General features: G+C 41.8%; 17 protein-coding genes and 2 tRNA genes. 11 read left to right on the top strand and 8 right to left on the bottom strand.

Annotated features, from left to right (window positions below; genetic code table 11):
- Positions 1-30: 30 nt before the first annotated feature.
- The 6 genes from B9N78_RS03165 (at position 31) to B9N78_RS03140 (ending at position 5,033) form a co-directional block, all read left to right on the top strand.
- Positions 31-726: a precorrin-2 dehydrogenase/sirohydrochlorin ferrochelatase family protein gene (locus B9N78_RS03165; RefSeq protein ID WP_245805447.1), complete on the top strand. Its 696-nt coding sequence runs from the start codon at positions 31-33 to the stop codon at positions 724-726.
- Positions 713-1,543 (top strand): cytochrome C assembly family protein, encoded by an 831-nt coding sequence (locus B9N78_RS03160; RefSeq protein ID WP_085098167.1) that lies wholly within the window; start codon positions 713-715, stop codon positions 1,541-1,543. The genes B9N78_RS03165 and B9N78_RS03160 overlap by 14 nt, the downstream gene beginning before the upstream one ends.
- 5 nt (positions 1,544-1,548) lie before the next feature.
- Positions 1,549-2,859 carry a glutamyl-tRNA reductase gene (gene hemA, locus B9N78_RS03155; RefSeq protein ID WP_085098164.1) on the top strand — a complete coding sequence of 437 codons (1,311 nt, stop codon included), beginning with the start codon at positions 1,549-1,551 and terminating at the stop codon, positions 2,857-2,859.
- A gap of 18 nt (positions 2,860-2,877) precedes the next feature.
- Positions 2,878-3,213, top strand: coding sequence for a hypothetical protein (locus B9N78_RS03150; protein WP_085098161.1), 336 nt, complete (start codon positions 2,878-2,880; stop codon positions 3,211-3,213).
- 51 nt (positions 3,214-3,264) lie between these two features.
- Positions 3,265-4,299: a tRNA lysidine(34) synthetase TilS gene (gene tilS, locus B9N78_RS03145; RefSeq protein WP_085098158.1), complete on the top strand. Its 1,035-nt coding sequence runs from the start codon at positions 3,265-3,267 to the stop codon at positions 4,297-4,299.
- Between the two features lie 62 nt (positions 4,300-4,361).
- Entirely contained in the window at positions 4,362-5,033 is a 672-nt protein-coding gene (locus B9N78_RS03140; protein ID WP_085098155.1) for an adenylate kinase, read from the top strand.
- 88 nt (positions 5,034-5,121) lie between these two features.
- Here the strand turns inward: B9N78_RS03140 and mgtE are convergent, their stop codons facing one another.
- Positions 5,122-6,474, bottom strand: a complete 1,353-nt coding sequence (gene mgtE, locus B9N78_RS03135) for a magnesium transporter (RefSeq protein WP_085098152.1) — start codon at positions 6,472-6,474, stop codon at positions 5,122-5,124.
- 171 nt (positions 6,475-6,645) lie between these two features.
- Here mgtE and nadC point away from each other — a divergent pair, with 171 nt between their 5' ends.
- The 3 genes from nadC (at position 6,646) to nadB (ending at position 10,205) form a co-directional block, all read left to right on the top strand.
- Positions 6,646-7,518 carry a carboxylating nicotinate-nucleotide diphosphorylase gene (gene nadC, locus B9N78_RS03130; RefSeq protein WP_085098148.1) on the top strand — a complete coding sequence of 291 codons (873 nt, stop codon included), beginning with the start codon at positions 6,646-6,648 and terminating at the stop codon, positions 7,516-7,518.
- 10 nt (positions 7,519-7,528) lie between these two features.
- On the top strand, positions 7,529-8,551 hold the full coding sequence (gene nadA, locus B9N78_RS03125) for a quinolinate synthase NadA (protein ID WP_137982476.1): 1,023 nt from the start codon (positions 7,529-7,531) through the stop codon (positions 8,549-8,551).
- Between the two features lie 61 nt (positions 8,552-8,612).
- Positions 8,613-10,205 (top strand): L-aspartate oxidase, encoded by a 1,593-nt coding sequence (nadB, locus tag B9N78_RS03120; RefSeq protein WP_085098143.1) that lies wholly within the window; start codon positions 8,613-8,615, stop codon positions 10,203-10,205.
- A 131-nt stretch (positions 10,206-10,336) separates the two neighbouring features.
- On the opposite strand, the gene B9N78_RS03115 is transcribed toward nadB, so the two are convergent.
- A complete protein-coding gene (locus tag B9N78_RS03115) occupies positions 10,337-11,599 on the bottom strand; it encodes a M20 metallopeptidase family protein (RefSeq protein WP_085098140.1) in 1,263 nt (420 codons plus the stop codon).
- Between the two features lie 30 nt (positions 11,600-11,629).
- Complete coding sequence (locus tag B9N78_RS03110) at positions 11,630-11,824, bottom strand: hypothetical protein (RefSeq protein ID WP_085098137.1); 195 nt, start codon at positions 11,822-11,824, stop codon at positions 11,630-11,632.
- Positions 11,825-11,946: 122 nt separating this feature from the next.
- On the opposite strand from B9N78_RS03110, the gene B9N78_RS03105 reads away from it, so the two are divergent.
- Together B9N78_RS03105 and B9N78_RS03100 are read left to right on the top strand one after the other, a co-directional pair.
- On the top strand, positions 11,947-12,297 hold the full coding sequence (locus tag B9N78_RS03105) for a DsrE family protein (RefSeq protein ID WP_085098134.1): 351 nt from the start codon (positions 11,947-11,949) through the stop codon (positions 12,295-12,297).
- A gap of 123 nt (positions 12,298-12,420) precedes the next feature.
- Positions 12,421-13,302 (top strand): 1,4-dihydroxy-2-naphthoate polyprenyltransferase, encoded by an 882-nt coding sequence (locus B9N78_RS03100; protein ID WP_085098132.1) that lies wholly within the window; start codon positions 12,421-12,423, stop codon positions 13,300-13,302.
- A gap of 220 nt (positions 13,303-13,522) precedes the next feature.
- Here the strand turns inward: B9N78_RS03100 and B9N78_RS03095 are convergent.
- The 5 genes from B9N78_RS03095 to B9N78_RS03075 all read right to left on the bottom strand — a co-directional run bounded on the left by B9N78_RS03095 (position 13,523) and on the right by B9N78_RS03075 (position 16,269).
- A tRNA-Leu gene (locus B9N78_RS03095) sits at positions 13,523-13,610 on the bottom strand.
- 163 nt (positions 13,611-13,773) lie between these two features.
- Positions 13,774-13,861: transfer RNA gene (locus B9N78_RS03090), tRNA-Leu, on the bottom strand.
- 54 nt (positions 13,862-13,915) lie between these two features.
- Positions 13,916-14,281 carry a preprotein translocase subunit SecG gene (gene secG / locus B9N78_RS03085; RefSeq protein WP_085098129.1) on the bottom strand — a complete coding sequence of 122 codons (366 nt, stop codon included), beginning with the start codon at positions 14,279-14,281 and terminating at the stop codon, positions 13,916-13,918.
- A gap of 42 nt (positions 14,282-14,323) precedes the next feature.
- Positions 14,324-15,079, bottom strand: a complete 756-nt coding sequence (gene tpiA, locus B9N78_RS03080) for a triose-phosphate isomerase (protein WP_085098126.1) — start codon at positions 15,077-15,079, stop codon at positions 14,324-14,326.
- Entirely contained in the window at positions 15,076-16,269 is a 1,194-nt protein-coding gene (locus tag B9N78_RS03075) for a phosphoglycerate kinase (protein WP_085098124.1), read from the bottom strand. Before B9N78_RS03075 ends, tpiA begins: the two co-directional genes overlap by 4 nt.
- Positions 16,270-16,288: the final 19 nt, after the last annotated feature.

The raw sequence follows: 16,288 nt of genomic DNA, 5'->3' as shown, positions 1-16,288 counted from the left end.
GCTTTGTCATTTTACAATGAGGGCTCCATTTTGCTATACCCAAGCTCTATGACGTACTACCCTATTTTACTTAAAGTGGAAAATCAGAAATGTCTGCTTATCGGTGCAGGAGAAGTCGGGCTTCGCAAGCTTAAATCTCTTTTGCAGTGTAATCCAGATGAAATCAGAGTTGTTGACACTTGCGACCCTTCTCCTGAAATGCTGCGCATTGGGGAAGATCCTCGTGTTTTCATAGAAAAACGTGCATTTGATCCTTCTGATTTAGATGAAATGTTTATGGTATTCGCCTGCACCAGCAATGCAGGTGTAAACAAGATGATTGCGGATCTTTGTCTGCAAAAAAAAATTCTGTGTAATATTGCGGACTACCCTGAAGGTAGCAACTTTATCGTTCCATCGGTAATAAGGCAGGGAGATCTTACTCTTGCTGTATCTACAGGTGGCAACAGCCCTGCATTTACAAAAAAAATACGCAGTGATCTACAAGGTATTTTCGGTGATCACTACGCAAAATTTCTTACTTTAATGGGAAGATTACGACCTATGGTCCTTGACCTTGGCGAGGAAACAAGCCAAAACACGGCTTTGTTCAGACATCTTGTTGCGTCTCCGATTTTAGATGAACTGGAAGCAGGAAATTTAAGCCGTGTTAATGAATTATTGGCTGAAATCCTGCCGGATGAACTTGTTTCACACATTCCGGAGTTAACTGATGACTTTATTTGAGTTTTTCCAATATTTAATCATCGCCTTATATTTGATGGGAATGATCTTCTTTATCGGAGGTACCCTGAAGAATAATAAGATCATGGGAAAGCTGGGCAACCTCTGCGCTATCGGAGGTTTTGCACTGCATTCGGTCGACCTGCTGCTTGCAGTGACACTTTATAAATTTACTGTTTTTACAGACGGTTTCTTTTATTTAAGCCTGCTTGGGTGGAGTTTCATTCTTGTCTACTTTGCCCTGTGGTGGAAAGTCAGAAATACTTTTTTTGCCTTAACGGCCTCTCCGCTGGCTCTTTTGCTTTTTATCGCTTCCCTTGCGACGCAAAGTTTAAAAGTTCAGCAGCTACCGGCTCACCTTGTAGGCCTCTTTATCGGTCTCCATATCGGAACCATCTTTTTGAGTATTGCTTTGATGGCAATGGCTGCAGGAGCAGGTGTTGCCTTCCTTTACTTAAATAATAAAATTAAAACGAAAGCGAATCTTTCCAATTTAGGTAAAGAAATGCCTTCTCTTAATACCTTTGACAGAGTAAATCACTGGTCCATCATGGTAGGATTTCCTCTTTATACACTGGGACTTGCCGCAGGATTCCTCTGGGCCAGCAAAACCTTCAATAAGACTTTTTCGTGGGACCCGAAGGAAGTAGTAACGATAGTGGTCTGGTTTTTATTTGCAATTCTCTTTCATCAGCGTTTAGTCGCTGGTTGGAGAGGTCGAAAACCGGCAATTCTGGTGATAATAGTTTTCCTCATCACCATGATCTCATTGTGGGGCATCAACTTTTTTGTACCTACTCACCATAGCTTTAAAGTCTAATTTTTATGGACCAAAATATTTACCTTATTGGGCTCAACCACAAATCTGCAGGTGTTGATGTCCGTGAACGCTACGCACTGACCAATATTGATGAGTTTGAAAATGGACTCCTTGATATGGGAATTCGCGAGGTCATGGCTCTTTCCACTTGTAATAGAGTTGAAATCCTTGTCGTATGTTCAGAAGAATTCACTGAAAATGAAATCCTCGCATACTGGGCTGACAAATGCTGCGGTTCAAAAATTGACCTCGAACCAAACACATATTGTTATAAAAATTTAAAAGCAGTTAATCACCTGTTCAGAGTTGCCAGCAGTCTTGATTCAATGATCGTCGGCGAACCGCAAATTCTCGGACAGCTTAAAAAATCATATCGAAAAGCTGTTGAAGCCGGAGCCGCCAGAGTCATAATCAACAGACTCCTGCATAAGTCTTTTTTTGTGGCTAAAAGAGTACGCACAGAAACATCAATTGCTTCAAGCGCAGTATCAATAAGTTACGCAGCGGTTGAACTTGCCAAGAAGATTTTCGGCGAACTCAAAGGACAAAAAGCCATGCTTATCGGAGCTGGCGAAATGGCAGAATTAGCTGCAACTCACCTGCTTAAAAGCGGTGTCGAAAAGATCCGCATCACCAATAGAACCTTTGCCAGAGCTGAAGAACTTGCAGAAACTATGAACGGTGAAGCTGTGCCGTTTGAAAATCTTTACGACTGTCTAAGCGATACTGACATCATCATAAGTTCCACAGGAGCCCCGTATGCTGTCATTAAAGCTAAGGACATGAAAGCGGTAATCAAAAAACGTAAGTCTAAACCTATGTTCTTTATTGATATTGCCGTTCCGCGTGACATAGATCCTGATGTTAATGGCCTCGACAACGTTTATCTTTACGATATTGATGATCTTAAAGATGTTGTTGAAGAAAACATGTCTCAGCGTGAAGATGAAGCAGTCAAAGCAAGCTCCATTGTTGAATCGGAAACGCTCTCTTTCGGCAACTGGCTGAATTCTCTTGATCTGCAACCAACCATTGTTGATCTCTTCGATCGCAGTGAAAATGTAGCCAGAAAAGAATTAGCCAAGACTTTAAAAAGACTTGGAAATATAGATGACGAAACACGTGATGCGATTGAAACCATGGCCCTTTCAATCGGCAAAAAACTTGTTCATGAACCTGTTATATTTTTAAAACGCAGAACAGAAGAAGAAGGCGCGGCTGAAAGATTTATTGATTTAGCACGGCGCATGTTTAATCTTGATAATGATACAATTCCACCTGATGCTCACTGTAAACGCAAGAAATCAAAAGATTAAATTTTAGGAAGATCACAAATGAGAAATTACCTGCTTGAAGACATATATGAAGAAGATCTTAAAAAAATAACTGACGCTCTTAAAGAACTTGAATTTACAGGCGGACTGGACGGAATTTTCTATATTCCGGTACCTGACAGCCTTTTGCAGGATGAACAGAAAGAACACCTTGGAGAGTGCGGTCCCTACTTCATGGCATTAGAAGTACTTGAGAACGAACTTAAACTTGAGCTTCTTGTTCGTGCACGGAATAAGCTGCGGTGTTCCTGCGTTTGTTATGCTACACCAGAGCAGCGTAACCATATGCTCGATTATCTTGATAATTTCATCAATGATCTCGAAGTTTCTTTATAATTATGATTTCTCATCCGATCAAGGCAGACAATTTTATATGAGTTCTTAATAATGATAAAACTACCTGTATCAATTCAAGAACTTGATTCTGTGCATGCAAGATTATGCCTTGATATTGAAAAGTTTGGTAATCTGAAATCAAACACAAACTTTGCATCAAAAAAACTGCTTGTAGCTGTTTCAGGCGGAATAGACTCTACAGCTCTTCTGATCATCTCAACCCTGCTAACCCGAAAATGCGGTGGCAGGGTTTTTTGCGCGCATGTGGATCATAATCTTCGGGATGAATCTCATAAGGATAGAGAGTTTGTCGAAAATTTATGCTTAGATATCGACGTTCCATGCGCATGTAAGTCTGAAAATGTAAGTGACTATGCCAGCAAAAATTCAATGGGACTTGAGGAAGCCGGCAGAATTCTGCGGTACGATTTCTTCAACCAATGCATGAAGAAATTTGATACATCATTCCTACTACTCGCACATCACCTCGGGGATCTTGGTGAAGACGTGATAATGCGTCTTATCCGCGGTGCAGGCTGGCCTGCGCTCGGCGGGATGGATGCCTATGATCCTGATCGAAAACTCCTTCGACCTCTGCTTACAACTGAGAAACAGCAACTTAAAGATCTGCTGGAAAGCATTGACTGCACGTGGCGGGAAGATAAAAGCAATTCTTCAAACGCATGGACCAGAAACCGCGTCCGTAACCGGATTATTCCGTTACTGATGGAAGAAAATCCTAATTTCGGAACCACTGTTTCACGTCTGAAAAATCAGGCTGATCAAGATATGGATTACTGGAACCATGAAATATCGAAGTGCTTAAATAAACTGGAAAGATCTGAATCCGGCGAAATATTAGCTCCCAGTTCGTTGCTCAATAAAAGCCACTCTGCCGTAAGATGTCGACTTTTTAAGAAAATTATTGAAATGCTCGGCAAAGGACATGCCCTCGCCGATACCATAAATCTTCTTGAGAATGCATACTCCGCTCGAAAAACAGGATCCGTCTTCCAATTCCCCGCTGGGAAAACTGCTACCATAACAAAACAAGGTATACTGTTCAAAATTCTTAAGAGATATTGACAGTGTAAGCGGCAGGGTTTAAACCTTGTGAAATTTGTTACTAATTCATTAGGAGGACTACAATGAATATTCTTATTTTTGGACCTAACGGTAGTGGTAAAGGAACTCAGGGTGCGCTTGCTAAAAAGAAATTTAACCTTGATCATATCGAATCCGGAGCTATCTTCCGTAAACATATCGGTGGCGGAACTGAACTTGGAATGAAAGCTAAGGCATTCATTGAAAAGGGTGAGCTCGTACCTGATGATATCACTATTCCTATGGTTCTTGACGTTCTTCAGTCTTCTGATGAAAACGGCTGGTTGCTTGACGGCTTCCCCCGTTCTATCGTGCAGGCTCAGAAACTTTGGGAAGCTCTGGAAAAAGACGGCGTAAAACTTGATTACGTTATCGAAATTCTTCTTCCTCGTGAAGTTGCTAAAAACCGCATCATGGGTCGCCGCCTTTGTGCAAATGATCCTAACCATCCTAACAACAAATTCATCGACGCTATCAAACCTGATGGAGACAAATGTCGCGTATGCGGCGGTGCTCTTACCGAACGCGCTGATGACCAGGATGCTGATGCTATCAACAAACGTCATGACATCTACTATGATGAAAAGACCGGAACTATTGCAGCTGCATACTTCTATAAAGACCTCGCACCTAAAGCCGGCTTCAAATATATTGAACTCAACGGCGAAGGTTCTATTGATTCTATTAAAGAAACTCTTATGGCTCAACTCGTATAATCCCGTTTATACCGGATTAAATTTTAAAGCCCCTCTTCCATCAGGTAGAGGGGCTTTTCATTTAAGCTTATTAAAAAATATGGGTGGTTTAGAGTAAAAAGATACCGGCTAGACCGAGTAATGAAAAAAAGCCTAAACTGTCGGTAATTGTCGTAAGAAATATCGAAGACGCCTGCGCAGGATCGCGGCCGAATTCTTTAAGAATGATCGGGATAGCTCCACCGACGACCGCTCCTATTATCATATCAAGAAACAATGCCCCGGACATTACCATTGCAAGTGGTGCATTTTGCGTAAACATGTAAACTGCAAAAAGAACCAGCAAAGCGACGCAGAAACCATTCACAAGGCCGATTTTAAGTTCACGGAAAACTGCGGTCCAAGATTTTACACGATCAAATTTTTCGGTTGCAAATTGCCTTATCATAACAGCAAGAGCCTGCTGCCCTGTATTACCTGCCTGATTTGCAACAATCGGCATCAAAACAGCCAAAATAGCCATTTTTGCAATATTTCCTTCAAACAGATGCACAACCCAAGCAGAAATAGCCGAGTTTGCAACGTTTAAAACAAGCCAAGGAAGACGTTTTTTAACCGAATAAGCCCATGGTGAATCAATAGTTTCATCAGTACCGGCACCAACCATTGACTGCATGTCTTCACTGGCTTCTTCATTGAGAATGTCAATAACATCATCAACAGTAACAACGCCAAGTAATCTATGGTCAAAATCTGTAACAGGCATTGCAAGAAAATTATAATGCCCTATAAGTCTGGCAACTTCTTCCTTATCAACTTCATAAGTAACCGAAATTAAATGCTGATTATGAATAAGTTCTTTAATTTTTTTACCGGGACGGGCAACAAGAAGATCACGTAAGGAAACTGCTCCGGTCAGATGATTTCTTCGGTCAACAAGGTATGCATAATAAGGAATACTTTTATCTTCAACTTCCGCCCTGATAGAGGTAATTGCCTGATCGACAGTAAGATCTTCAAGAAGAATTGCCACCTCAGTGTTCATAACACCACCGGCGGTATCAGGGTCAAAAGTAAGCAGCGTTGAAATTTCTTCTCTGTCTTCTGCTTTTATTTGACGCAACAAACTTTCACGTAAATCATCATCGAGCTCTTCAAGAATATCTGCCGCATCATCTGGAGACATATACTCCAAAATACGCGCAGACATACCGATGTTAAGCCTTTCGATCAATTCACGCTGATCATATCTTTCCATCTCAGCAATAGAGTCAGCGGCATCGCGAATTGGAAGCTGTTTAATGAACTTGACCTGTTCTTCCAGCCCTAATTCTTCGATATGGTCAGCAGCATCCGCAGGATGCATTGCATCTATAACCCGTTGGTCTACTTCACCGCCGAGTCCTTTGCCGTGTTCCTGCCATTTCCTGAGGTGTTCAGGTATTCCTTTTTCCTTTCGCATTGCGCTCCAACTATCTTAAATACACCCAAAGGTCAAAATATCTAAGTATGTACTTTTAAAATAACACCTTGTGAAAAACTTCCCAGCTCTTGTGTCTACGAGAAAAAACAGATACCAAAAAAGTGCTAATCGTTCTTAAACCTTATGTTATAAAATCTTTACAGGTAAAATATGACTGATAATACATTTGATACATTTTTTCAGGCTGAAGCAAAACTCTTCCTTTTAGCAACAATTAGAATAGCACTTAGTGAAGATGGACCGGATCTGACTTCACAGGGGTTATTTGAACCTGAAGATCTGGCGAATGCTCAGATCATTGCGAAAGAAGAAACAATTGTTGCCGGACTTCCGCTCATACCTCTCATACTTGAATTCACGGACAAAGAAAAAGTCTGCAAAGTTCATTTAAATGTTGATGAGGGAGATAGAGTCTCTGCCGGAACAATGATTGCGGCTATCCAAGGTCCTGCTGCTCTACTCCTCAAAGCCGAAAGAGTCATTCTTAATTTTGTTTCCCACCTATCCGGGATTGCGACTCTTACCAATAAATATGTTCAGGCGCTTGACCATTGTGAAACAATTTTGCTGGACACAAGAAAAACTATTCCTGGTCTTCGCTATCCTGAGAAATATGCGGTTCTGATTGGCGGCGCGAAAAATCATCGTTTAAATCTTGTTGAAATGTTGATGCTGAAAGACAATCATATAGATAGAGCCGGTTCCATCACGCTTGCAGTTGAAAAACTCCGCCGTAAATATGAACCATGCCCTCCAATTGAAGTTGAATGCCGCACGCAGCAGGAAGTTGATGAAGCTGTATCTTGCAATGTTGAGCGTATCATGCTTGATAATATGACTTTTGATGAAGCAAAAGCTGCCATAGAAACTATTCCGGATTCTATTGAAACTGAAATAAGTGGAAATGTAACTCTTGAAACAATTGCGCATCTGGCGGAAGCTGGACCGGACTATATTTCTGTTGGAAGAATCACGCATTCTGCAAAATGTTCAGACATGAGCATGCAAATATATTCAATCTAAGGCTTATATAATGTATTCCAAAACTATCAGCGATTTAAGGGCGAAGTTCGGAAAAAATCTGGCAATTCTCGGGCATCATTATCAGGCTGATGAAATAATCAGACACACTGATCTAAAAGGTGATTCACTTGAGCTGGCTAGACAGATTGAAAAACTTGATGCCGAATACATTGTTTTTTGCGGTGTACATTTCATGGCTGAATCTGCGGCCATAGTCCGTAAAGATAATCAAAAAGTATACATACCGGACTCTTCAGCGGGATGCGTAATGGCGAATATGGCCCCCGCGGAACTGGTCGACACTGTTTTATCCAAAATACTTAACGAAACCGGACGGAAGATTATTCCGCTTGCTTATGTTAACACTCCCGCAGCCGTAAAAGCCGTTTGCGGTAAACATGGCGGATCGGTCTGCACCTCTGCAAATGCCGAAAAAATGCTGAAATGGGCACTTGAAAGAGGTGACGGGGTTCTTTTTCTTCCTGATAAAAATCTTGCCCTGAATACAGCGGACAAACTTGGCATTCCAGAGGAAAAAAGATTAATTTTAGATATTCGGAATAAAGGCGCAAATTTTGATACTAAAGAGACTATGGATAAGCAGCTTTTAATATGGCCGGGTCTCTGTGCAATCCACCAAAGATTTAAACTTTCTCAAATTGAAAAACTTCGTCAGGAACATCCGGGCGCAAAAGTTATTGTGCATCCTGAATGTCCTCCGGAACTGGTTAAGGCGGCCGACGGTAACGGTTCGACCTCCTATCTCATAAAGTATGTAACCGAAGCTCCACTCGGTTCAACTATAATTGTCGGAACTGAAACCAATTTGGTAAACAGATTGGCTAAACGGTTTCATGACAAAAACATCATTCCTTTAAGTGTGAGTTTTTGCAGTAATATGGCCAAAATTACTGAACAGAAACTTGCCGAACTTCTCAAGAATATTGAGACTGCAAAATTTGAAGACGTTTCAGACGACATCAGAATTCCTGCCAAAGTTGCCCTTGAAAGGATGCTTAAGGTCTGCGCGTGATTCAAATTAATTAACCTTTAGCCGGAAACCATCATGGCAACCGTCAATCGAGATAAATCGAATGCAAGATAACCGTATGAAAACTGATGTTTTAATTATCGGAGCAGGAATATCCGGTTGCATATCAGCTTTAACTCTAGCGGAAAAAGGTATCGAAGTTACACTGTTAACTCAGGGTGAAGACCTTTTCACCGGTAACACAAGACTCGCGCAAGGAGGTATTGTATATACCGGTCCCGGCGATTCTCCTAAAGTTCTTGAAAAAGACATTCTGACCGCAGGCTGGAACTATAATAACATCAAAGCAATCCGTACCTTGACAAAAAATGCTCCGGAAGCTTTGAAGCATCTGCTTATGGATAAATATCCTGTGCCTTTTGCTCACAGTGATGGTGAATACAGCCTGACGCGTGAAGGTGGTCACGCTGTCCCGCGCATACTCTACTGCGCTGATCATACTGGATATTCTATAATGGAAGTCCTTGCAAAAGCGGTAGAAAACACTCCTAATATTACTATCTGCACTCAGCGAACTGCTGTTGACCTTTTGACCAACCATCACCATGCAAGACAAACAGATTTTAAATATTGCCTAAGCAATAAATGCCTTGGAGCGTATGTTTATAATGAAGCGATAGATGCAGTAGAAACAATACTGGCCGATTATACCATATTAGCAACAGGCGGTCTCGGTCAGATCTTTTTACATACGACTAACTCTACCGGTTCAATAGGGTCCGGTGTAGCAATGGCTACCCGCGCAAAAGTCAGAGTAATAAATTCAGAAATGGTTCAATTTCATCCAACAGCCTTTTATCAGGGCACACGCTCAAGAGCGAGCCGTAGATTTTTGATCTCTGAAGCAGTCCGCGGCGAGGGAGCCAAACTGGTCAACTGTTATGGTGAGGCATTTATGCCGCGCTATGATCCTAGAGCAGACCTTGCACCGCGTGACATCGTAACCCGTTCAATTCAGGAAGAAATGCTCAGAACCGGAGAAGAATGCGTTTATCTTGATGCTGCAAACTTTGTTAAGCATGATTTAAAAGAGAGATTTCCTACAATTTACGGAACTTGCGCTGAAGCTGGTACTGATATTACCAAGTCACCTATTCCCGTTGTTCCAGCTGCCCACTACTTCTGCGGGGGTGTTCTTGTAGACGAAAAAGGAAGAACAACCTTAGACAGATTATACGCAGTCGGAGAATGTTCCTGCACAGGACTGCACGGTGGAAACAGGCTTGCATCAACATCACTGCTCGAAGGAATGTTCTGGGGTTTTGAAGCTGGTAAAGATATAGGCGCAAAGGTTTCAAGCAAAACATCTATCAGCAAAAAATTGATGAATGCAATCCCGGACTGGGAAAATTCCGGTACAAATGAAAATGAAGATCCGGCTTTGATTGCTCAGGACTGGATGTTAATTCGGAGTATCATGTGGAATTATGTCGGAATAACAAGATCAACAGCACGTCTAAGCCGCGCAATGTACGACCTGCAAAATCTTAACAGAGACTTGAGATCCTTTTACAAAAGGACCCCTGTCAGTCGTCCGATTGTTGATTTATTCCATGGCTGCCAGGCCGCGCTTTCTGTCACCGCAGCAGCGGTAAAAAACAAAGAAAGTATAGGCTGCCACTATAGAGTTGATTAAAATTGAAATCTGCTGAGAATTTATCATTAAATCAAAAGGCTGTGAGGTTAATCTCACAGCCTTTTTTATAAACAGAACTCACCGTTTCTATTTTTAATATCTGTCTAAAATTTTAAAATTAAATTTATTAATTATTTATGCAGATCTAATAATTTTAATGCTGTAGCTGCCAATGTTGTAACAGCGGTAGCAATAGTTTCTTCAGGTGGTGGAAGAAATTTACTATTATGAATGCTGGGCGGATCAATTGATTCTGTTTCAAATAATTCCATATCTGAATGGCTGGTTGCTCCTGTAAAAAACAGACAACTGGGAATTTCAACCCCATCTGAATTTCTGTAGAGCGCGAAATCTTCGCTACCCATGACCATAGCTGACTCAACAAAATGATCTGCGCCCAAATGCTCTATTACGGCATCCTTAACTATTGCGTAGAGATTAGCGTCGTTGATAGTAGCAGGTAGTTCATCACCATCTTTCAAAGTGATAATCGGCAAAAGATTTTCAGGAACATTCATAGCCAATGCTTCATTGCGACAGATACGTTTAATCGCGTTCATGATACGATTACGGCTTTCCGCATCAAAAAATCTTGAGGTCAATTCCATAACAACTTCTTCAGGAATAATATTAGCTCTGGTCCCGCCGTGGATCGAACCAACTGTAACTACAGCCGGACTGAGAGGACTGAGTTCCCTGCTTACTATTGTTTGAAGAGAAGAAATTATTCTGGCAGCAAGCACAACTGGATCACGAGTTTCATGCGGAAAAGCGCCATGCCCGCCTACGCCGCGAACTACTATTTTCAGTTGAAAAACCCCGGCCATTATCGGACCAGGTTTAACAGCAATTGATCCGGCATGAAGTTTAGGATAAACATGTGTAGCAATACAATAATCCGGACGTCCAAATCTTTTAAATAAGCCGTCTTCAATCATGGCTTTTGCTCCGGACATCGGCTCCTCAGCAGGCTGACCAACAAACAGAACCTTACCACTCCAATTCTCTTTCAGTTTTGATAAAGTTTTTGCGGTTCCTACAAGAGCAGTCATATGTAAATCATGACCGCATGCATGCATAACCCCTACAGAATTACCGGAACTATCCTGTACTGTAACAGAACTGGCATAATCAGCTTCTGAATTTTCAATAATCGGCAGTGCATCCATATCTGCACGAATCATAATTGTCGGCCCTTCTCCATTTTCAAGAATTCCGACAATTCCTAATCCACCGATATTACGGACAACTTTAATCCCGCAAGTCTCAAGTTGATCACCAAGCACACGCGAAGTATTATTTTCCTGTCCGGAAAGTTCTGGATTTGAGTGAAAATGCTTATACAACTCTACCAAAGGGGACAGCTGTGTTAAAACAAGAGATTTTAAGTCCATATCCTGAAAATCCTTATAAACTAATAATTGTTAATCGTTATCTTTACTTGAACTTCTTGCGGTAACTTCTGTGTGAGCACGCCTTTTAGCGTCTTCAATAAGCGGGTGCAGAAGACCGACAATATTACGTACATTAAGATTTTCGGCTTCTTTGGAACAAAGCAGGATATCAAGTGCATCAAGTCCATGAAAAATATAATCTACACTTTTTTTAACATCACTCATTCTTGTCTCCTTGGATAAAATTATATACAGGCAAGCGTCAAAATTGTATTAGTACGACCAGCTGATGTCTATGAATAATTGTTCTTTTTACAAATTAAATACTTTTACATGCGAGGTTTGCTGTGAATTATAAAGTTGTTTTTCACATCGATTGGGATGACGGTCAGGTTTTGAATATGGCTCTCGGAAATATGGAAAATTTATTGAAAGATCCTTCAGTTGATTCTTCAGAAATTCTGCTAGTAGCGAACGGCGACTCAGTACGACTTTTCAGAACTGAGTTTTGCGGTAATTTCCTTCCCCGCATGAGAGAGCTTCATTCAAACGGCGTTAAATTTTGTATCTGCAATAATTCGCTCAAAAAGCTCAAGTATAAACCTGAAAATATGGTAGACGTTTGCGAAATAGTTCCAGCAGGTGTTGTTGAGCTGTGTAAACGGCAAGCTGAAGGTTTTGCTTATATTAAGCCCTAGATTCTTTCTTTTTTTCCCGCCCCTCCCAATCAGGTTTAATCCAAGTCTGTTTCCAAAATTTAATCGAAAGGTCTGTTTGGGAGGAGCACGTTCTGAATCATTTAAGGAATTATACCGAAAACTATGAAAACCAACTTGTACTCATGGATTCTTGCTATTCGCCCTAAAACTCTTCCAGCAGCAATATGCCCGGTATTGGTTGCCAGCGCACTGGCATTCCAAGCAGAAAGTTTTCAATGGCTACCGGCTTTGCTCTGCCTGTTATTTGCCCTGCTTATTCAGATCGGAACTAATTTCGCAAACGACTACTATGATTTTATAAAAGGTGCGGATACGGAAGAGCGTCAAGGCCCTAAACGGATGACTGCCTCCGGTTTGATATCATTAAAAAGGATGAAACTCATGACCGCCGTGATCTTCTTTCTGGCATTCATGGTTGGAGTCGGGCTTCTTCCCTTTGGCGGATGGTGGTTGCTGGCCGTAGGCATTCTTTCTATTTTGCTGGGCTACGGCTATACCGGAGGACCATTCCCTCTGGCTTACCTGGGTCTTGGCGAAATCTTTGTAATGATTTTTTTCGGATGGGTTGCAGTAGGCTGCACCTATATGGTGCAGGCGGGAGGATTCAATGCCATAGTCCTTTTGGCGGGCACGGCAGTCGGAGCATTGAGCACCAACCTGCTGGTGGTGAATAACCACCGGGATGTTGAAACAGATATCAAAGCAAACAAACGCACTCTGGCCGTTCGTTTCGGGCGGGTTTTTTCCGCACTTGAATACCGGGTCTGGTTTGCTATCGCCCTACTCTGTACTCTAATAATGGCCGTACTTTTAAAATCTTTCTGGATGCTTCTGCCTTTGGCTGTTTTACCGCTGGGTATAAAGCTCTGCAAAATGATAGGACTGCCGCAAACAGGTCCAGTCTACATACGTATGCTTGGTAAAACCGCCGCAATATTGGTTCTGTATTGTCTTTTGATGAGTGTTGGATTGTTTTTAAGCTAAGAAATATAAGTAAGTTACATTCCTCTTAAAGCAAAAAGTACTTATTAAGGTTTACTATTAATTTTAAAGCCGCAGTTCCTAAGAACTGCGGCTTTTTTAGTTGCTTATACACTGTTCCATACTCTTTATCGGATAAGATTAAGGAAACGTATTTATTTCCGAAAAACACTACAACACAAAAAAGCCGCAACTCTTACAAGTTGCGGCTTTATGCACTTCATGGTGCCGAGGGGGGGACTCGAACCCCCACGGAATTAACTTCCACTAGCCCCTCAAGCTAGCGTGTCTACCAATTCCACCACCTCGGCAAGAGGTGAATTATTCAAAGAGCGATTCGACTTAGAGGGATGCAATGTCTGCAACCGCTTCGGTAAAAGAGGGTTTACCGAGTTTTGAATTTATTTGCAAGATGTTTTTGCAAATAATTGTCCAGAATATTTAGACTTATTAGTCTGAATATAATTTTTCAGATGGTGCCGAGGGGGGGACTCGAACCCCCACGGAATTAACTTCCACTAGCCCCTCAAGCTAGCGTGTCTACCAATTCCACCACCTCGGCTCTGAAAAAAAACTGAACCTATATTATCAAAGATCTTTAAACTGACTATTTTTTCTATTCAGTCTTGGCAGCTTCTGTTTTAACAGCTTCAGGCTTAGCAGATTCTGTCTTTTCAAAAGTAACCGCTGGCTTGTCAACTTCTGGCATCGGGGTCACAACTCCGTCACCTTGAAGCATGATAGAATCATCTGACATTCTGTTGCCGGCAAGGTAGTTATAACTGAGCGATGTAATCAAAAAAATCGCTGCGAGAAAAGAGGTTATTTTAACTAAAACCCCTCCAGCTCCGGTACTACCGAAAACAGAGCCACTTCCTCCGCCGAAGATTACCCCCATGTCTTCCTTACCACTCTGTAAAAGAACAAAGATGATCAGAAACACGCAGGCGATAATGTGTACAGTAATTACGAGCGTTTGCAAAGCTTTTTTTTCCTTTTTTTTAAACTCGGATTAAGGCGTTTTTTATGCCAGAGCAATCTGACTGAAACTTTCGCCGTCCAAGCTCGCGCCTCCTACCAATACTCCGTCCACATTGTCAAGTGCTATTATTTGGGCGCAGTTAGCAGGTTTGACACTTCCACCATACAATATCCTGATTTCATTAGCTTTATCAGGGAAAATACTTTTTAATTTATTTCGTACAAAACTATGAGCTTCGACTATTTCTGTCGTTCCAGCCACTTCTCCGGTTCCAATAGCCCACACAGGTTCATAAGCAATTACAATTGATTCAGGTAAAAAATCAGCAGGAATTTCAGCTAATCCAACTTCAAGCTGTTCATCAATTACCTTCTGAACTTTTCCAGCTTTTCTTTCTTCGATGGTTTCACCGATGCAAAGAATCATCGAAAGTCCGGCTTTCAATCCAAATGCAACTTTTTCACCCACAAATTTACTGGACTCCCCTAACACATGTCTGCGTTCAGAATGTCCTGCAAGGGCAAATCCGCAACCAACGTCTTTAAGCATATCCGGTGATATTTCTCCGGTAAAGGCACCTTCCTTGGCTGGATACATATTTTCCGCACAAAGATGGCATCCGGCTTTGCCGGCTAGAGCAGAACCGACGCTTTCAAGAGCCGTAAACGGCGCGGCAATTAAGACTTCTCTATCACTTGGCAGTTTACCGTCAATTCGTGAAATAAAATCCTCAGCAGTCGCCTTGGCTTCTGCACGGGTTTTATACATTTTCCAGTTAGCGGCCATTAATTTTTTCATTTATCCAAGTTCTCCTTCAAGGCTTTGAAGGCGGGAAGTTCTTTTCCTTCTAGGAATTCAAGGAACGAACCGCCTCCTGTGGATATGAAAGTGAAGTCGTCCTGCAGTCCAGCCTTGTGAACAACTGCATCGGTATCTCCCCCTCCAACGATGGTAATACCATCAGATTCGGCCATAGCTTTACAAACTTTTAATGACCCTTCTGCAAAAGCAGGTTTTTCAAAAAGTCCCATAGGGCCGTTCCAGACTATTGTCTTGGCTTCTGAAATAACATCACAAAATTTTTGAGTACTTACCGGGCCGATATCTAGAAGCATTCCATCAGCTGGAACATGGTCGGCATCACAAATTCCGGCAGCTTCCTCGATATTTTTACCCCAGACAAAATCTTCGGGAAGGTGAAGAGTTGTCCCGGAAGCAGCAGCTTTAGTCATAATGTCACGGGCTATATCAACAAGACCGTCTTCGACAAGAGACTTACCCACATTCTTACCTTGTGCAAGAAGGAATGTGTTGGCCATGGCTCCACCTATAATAAAATGATCAACTTTACCGATCAAATTATTAAGAATACCGAGTTTTGTCGAAACTTTTGCACCGCCGGAAATCGCAATATAAGGTTTTTCAGGATTCTTAAGAGCTTCGCCGAGATTTTCCCATTCGAGCTTCAGTAAAAAGCCTGCGCAGCATTTTTTTGCATGGTAAGGGACATCAACAACTGAGGAGTTAGGTCTGTGAGCTACCCCGAATGCATCATTCACATATACATCTGCAAGGGCTGCCAGCTTTGCACCGAAATCACCTCTAGATTCAGGGGTTTTACCTTCTTCTTCAGGATGAAAACGTAAGTTTTCAAGCATTAAAACATGACCTGGATTAAGAGCTGCAGCCATTTTTTCAACTTCAGCCCCGATACAATCCGGCGCAAGAGGAACATCTATTCCGAGATATTCAGCCAAACGTTTGGCTACAGGTTTAAGGCTTAATTCTGCGACTTTTTTACCTTTAGGCTTACCAAGGTGAGCCATTATGATAACAGCAGCTCCATTATCCAACGCATATTTAATAGTTGGGATTGCGGCTTTAATGCGGTTATCATCGGTAATAGTTTCACCATCAAGAGGGACATTAAAATCCACTCTTATAAGTAATTTTTTACCTGAAATGTCGAGTTCGTTAATGAAGCGCATACTCACTCCGTATTTTATG

It is taken from the genome of Desulfovibrio gilichinskyi (assembly GCF_900177375.1).
GTDB classification, from domain to species: Bacteria; Desulfobacterota; Desulfovibrionia; order Desulfovibrionales; family Desulfovibrionaceae; genus Maridesulfovibrio; species Maridesulfovibrio gilichinskyi.
Note: the sequence above shows the minus strand (reverse complement) of the source record. Positions and strands in the feature narration are given on the sequence as shown.

Bases quoted from the DNA above. Each gene is read 5' to 3' on its own strand.
- B9N78_RS03160 (WP_085098167.1), top strand. From the start codon at position 713: ATGACTTTATTTGAGTTTTTCCAATATTTAATCATCGCCTTATATTTG.
- hemA (WP_085098164.1), top strand. From the start codon at position 1,549: ATGGACCAAAATATTTACCTTATTGGGCTCAACCACAAATCTGCAGGT.
- B9N78_RS03150 (WP_085098161.1), top strand. From the start codon at position 2,878: ATGAGAAATTACCTGCTTGAAGACATATATGAAGAAGATCTTAAAAAA.
- tilS (WP_085098158.1), top strand. From the start codon at position 3,265: ATGATAAAACTACCTGTATCAATTCAAGAACTTGATTCTGTGCATGCA.
- B9N78_RS03140 (WP_085098155.1), top strand. From the start codon at position 4,362: ATGAATATTCTTATTTTTGGACCTAACGGTAGTGGTAAAGGAACTCAG.
- mgtE (WP_085098152.1), bottom strand. From the start codon at position 6,474: ATGCGAAAGGAAAAAGGAATACCTGAACACCTCAGGAAATGGCAGGAA.
- nadC (WP_085098148.1), top strand. From the start codon at position 6,646: ATGACTGATAATACATTTGATACATTTTTTCAGGCTGAAGCAAAACTC.
- nadA (WP_137982476.1), top strand. From the start codon at position 7,529: ATGTATTCCAAAACTATCAGCGATTTAAGGGCGAAGTTCGGAAAAAAT.
- nadB (WP_085098143.1), top strand. From the start codon at position 8,613: ATGCAAGATAACCGTATGAAAACTGATGTTTTAATTATCGGAGCAGGA.
- B9N78_RS03115 (WP_085098140.1), bottom strand. From the start codon at position 11,599: ATGGACTTAAAATCTCTTGTTTTAACACAGCTGTCCCCTTTGGTAGAG.
- B9N78_RS03110 (WP_085098137.1), bottom strand. From the start codon at position 11,824: ATGAGTGATGTTAAAAAAAGTGTAGATTATATTTTTCATGGACTTGAT.
- B9N78_RS03100 (WP_085098132.1), top strand. From the start codon at position 12,421: ATGAAAACCAACTTGTACTCATGGATTCTTGCTATTCGCCCTAAAACT.
- tpiA (WP_085098126.1), bottom strand. From the start codon at position 15,079: ATGAAAAAATTAATGGCCGCTAACTGGAAAATGTATAAAACCCGTGCA.
- B9N78_RS03075 (WP_085098124.1), bottom strand. From the start codon at position 16,269: ATGCGCTTCATTAACGAACTCGACATTTCAGGTAAAAAATTACTTATA.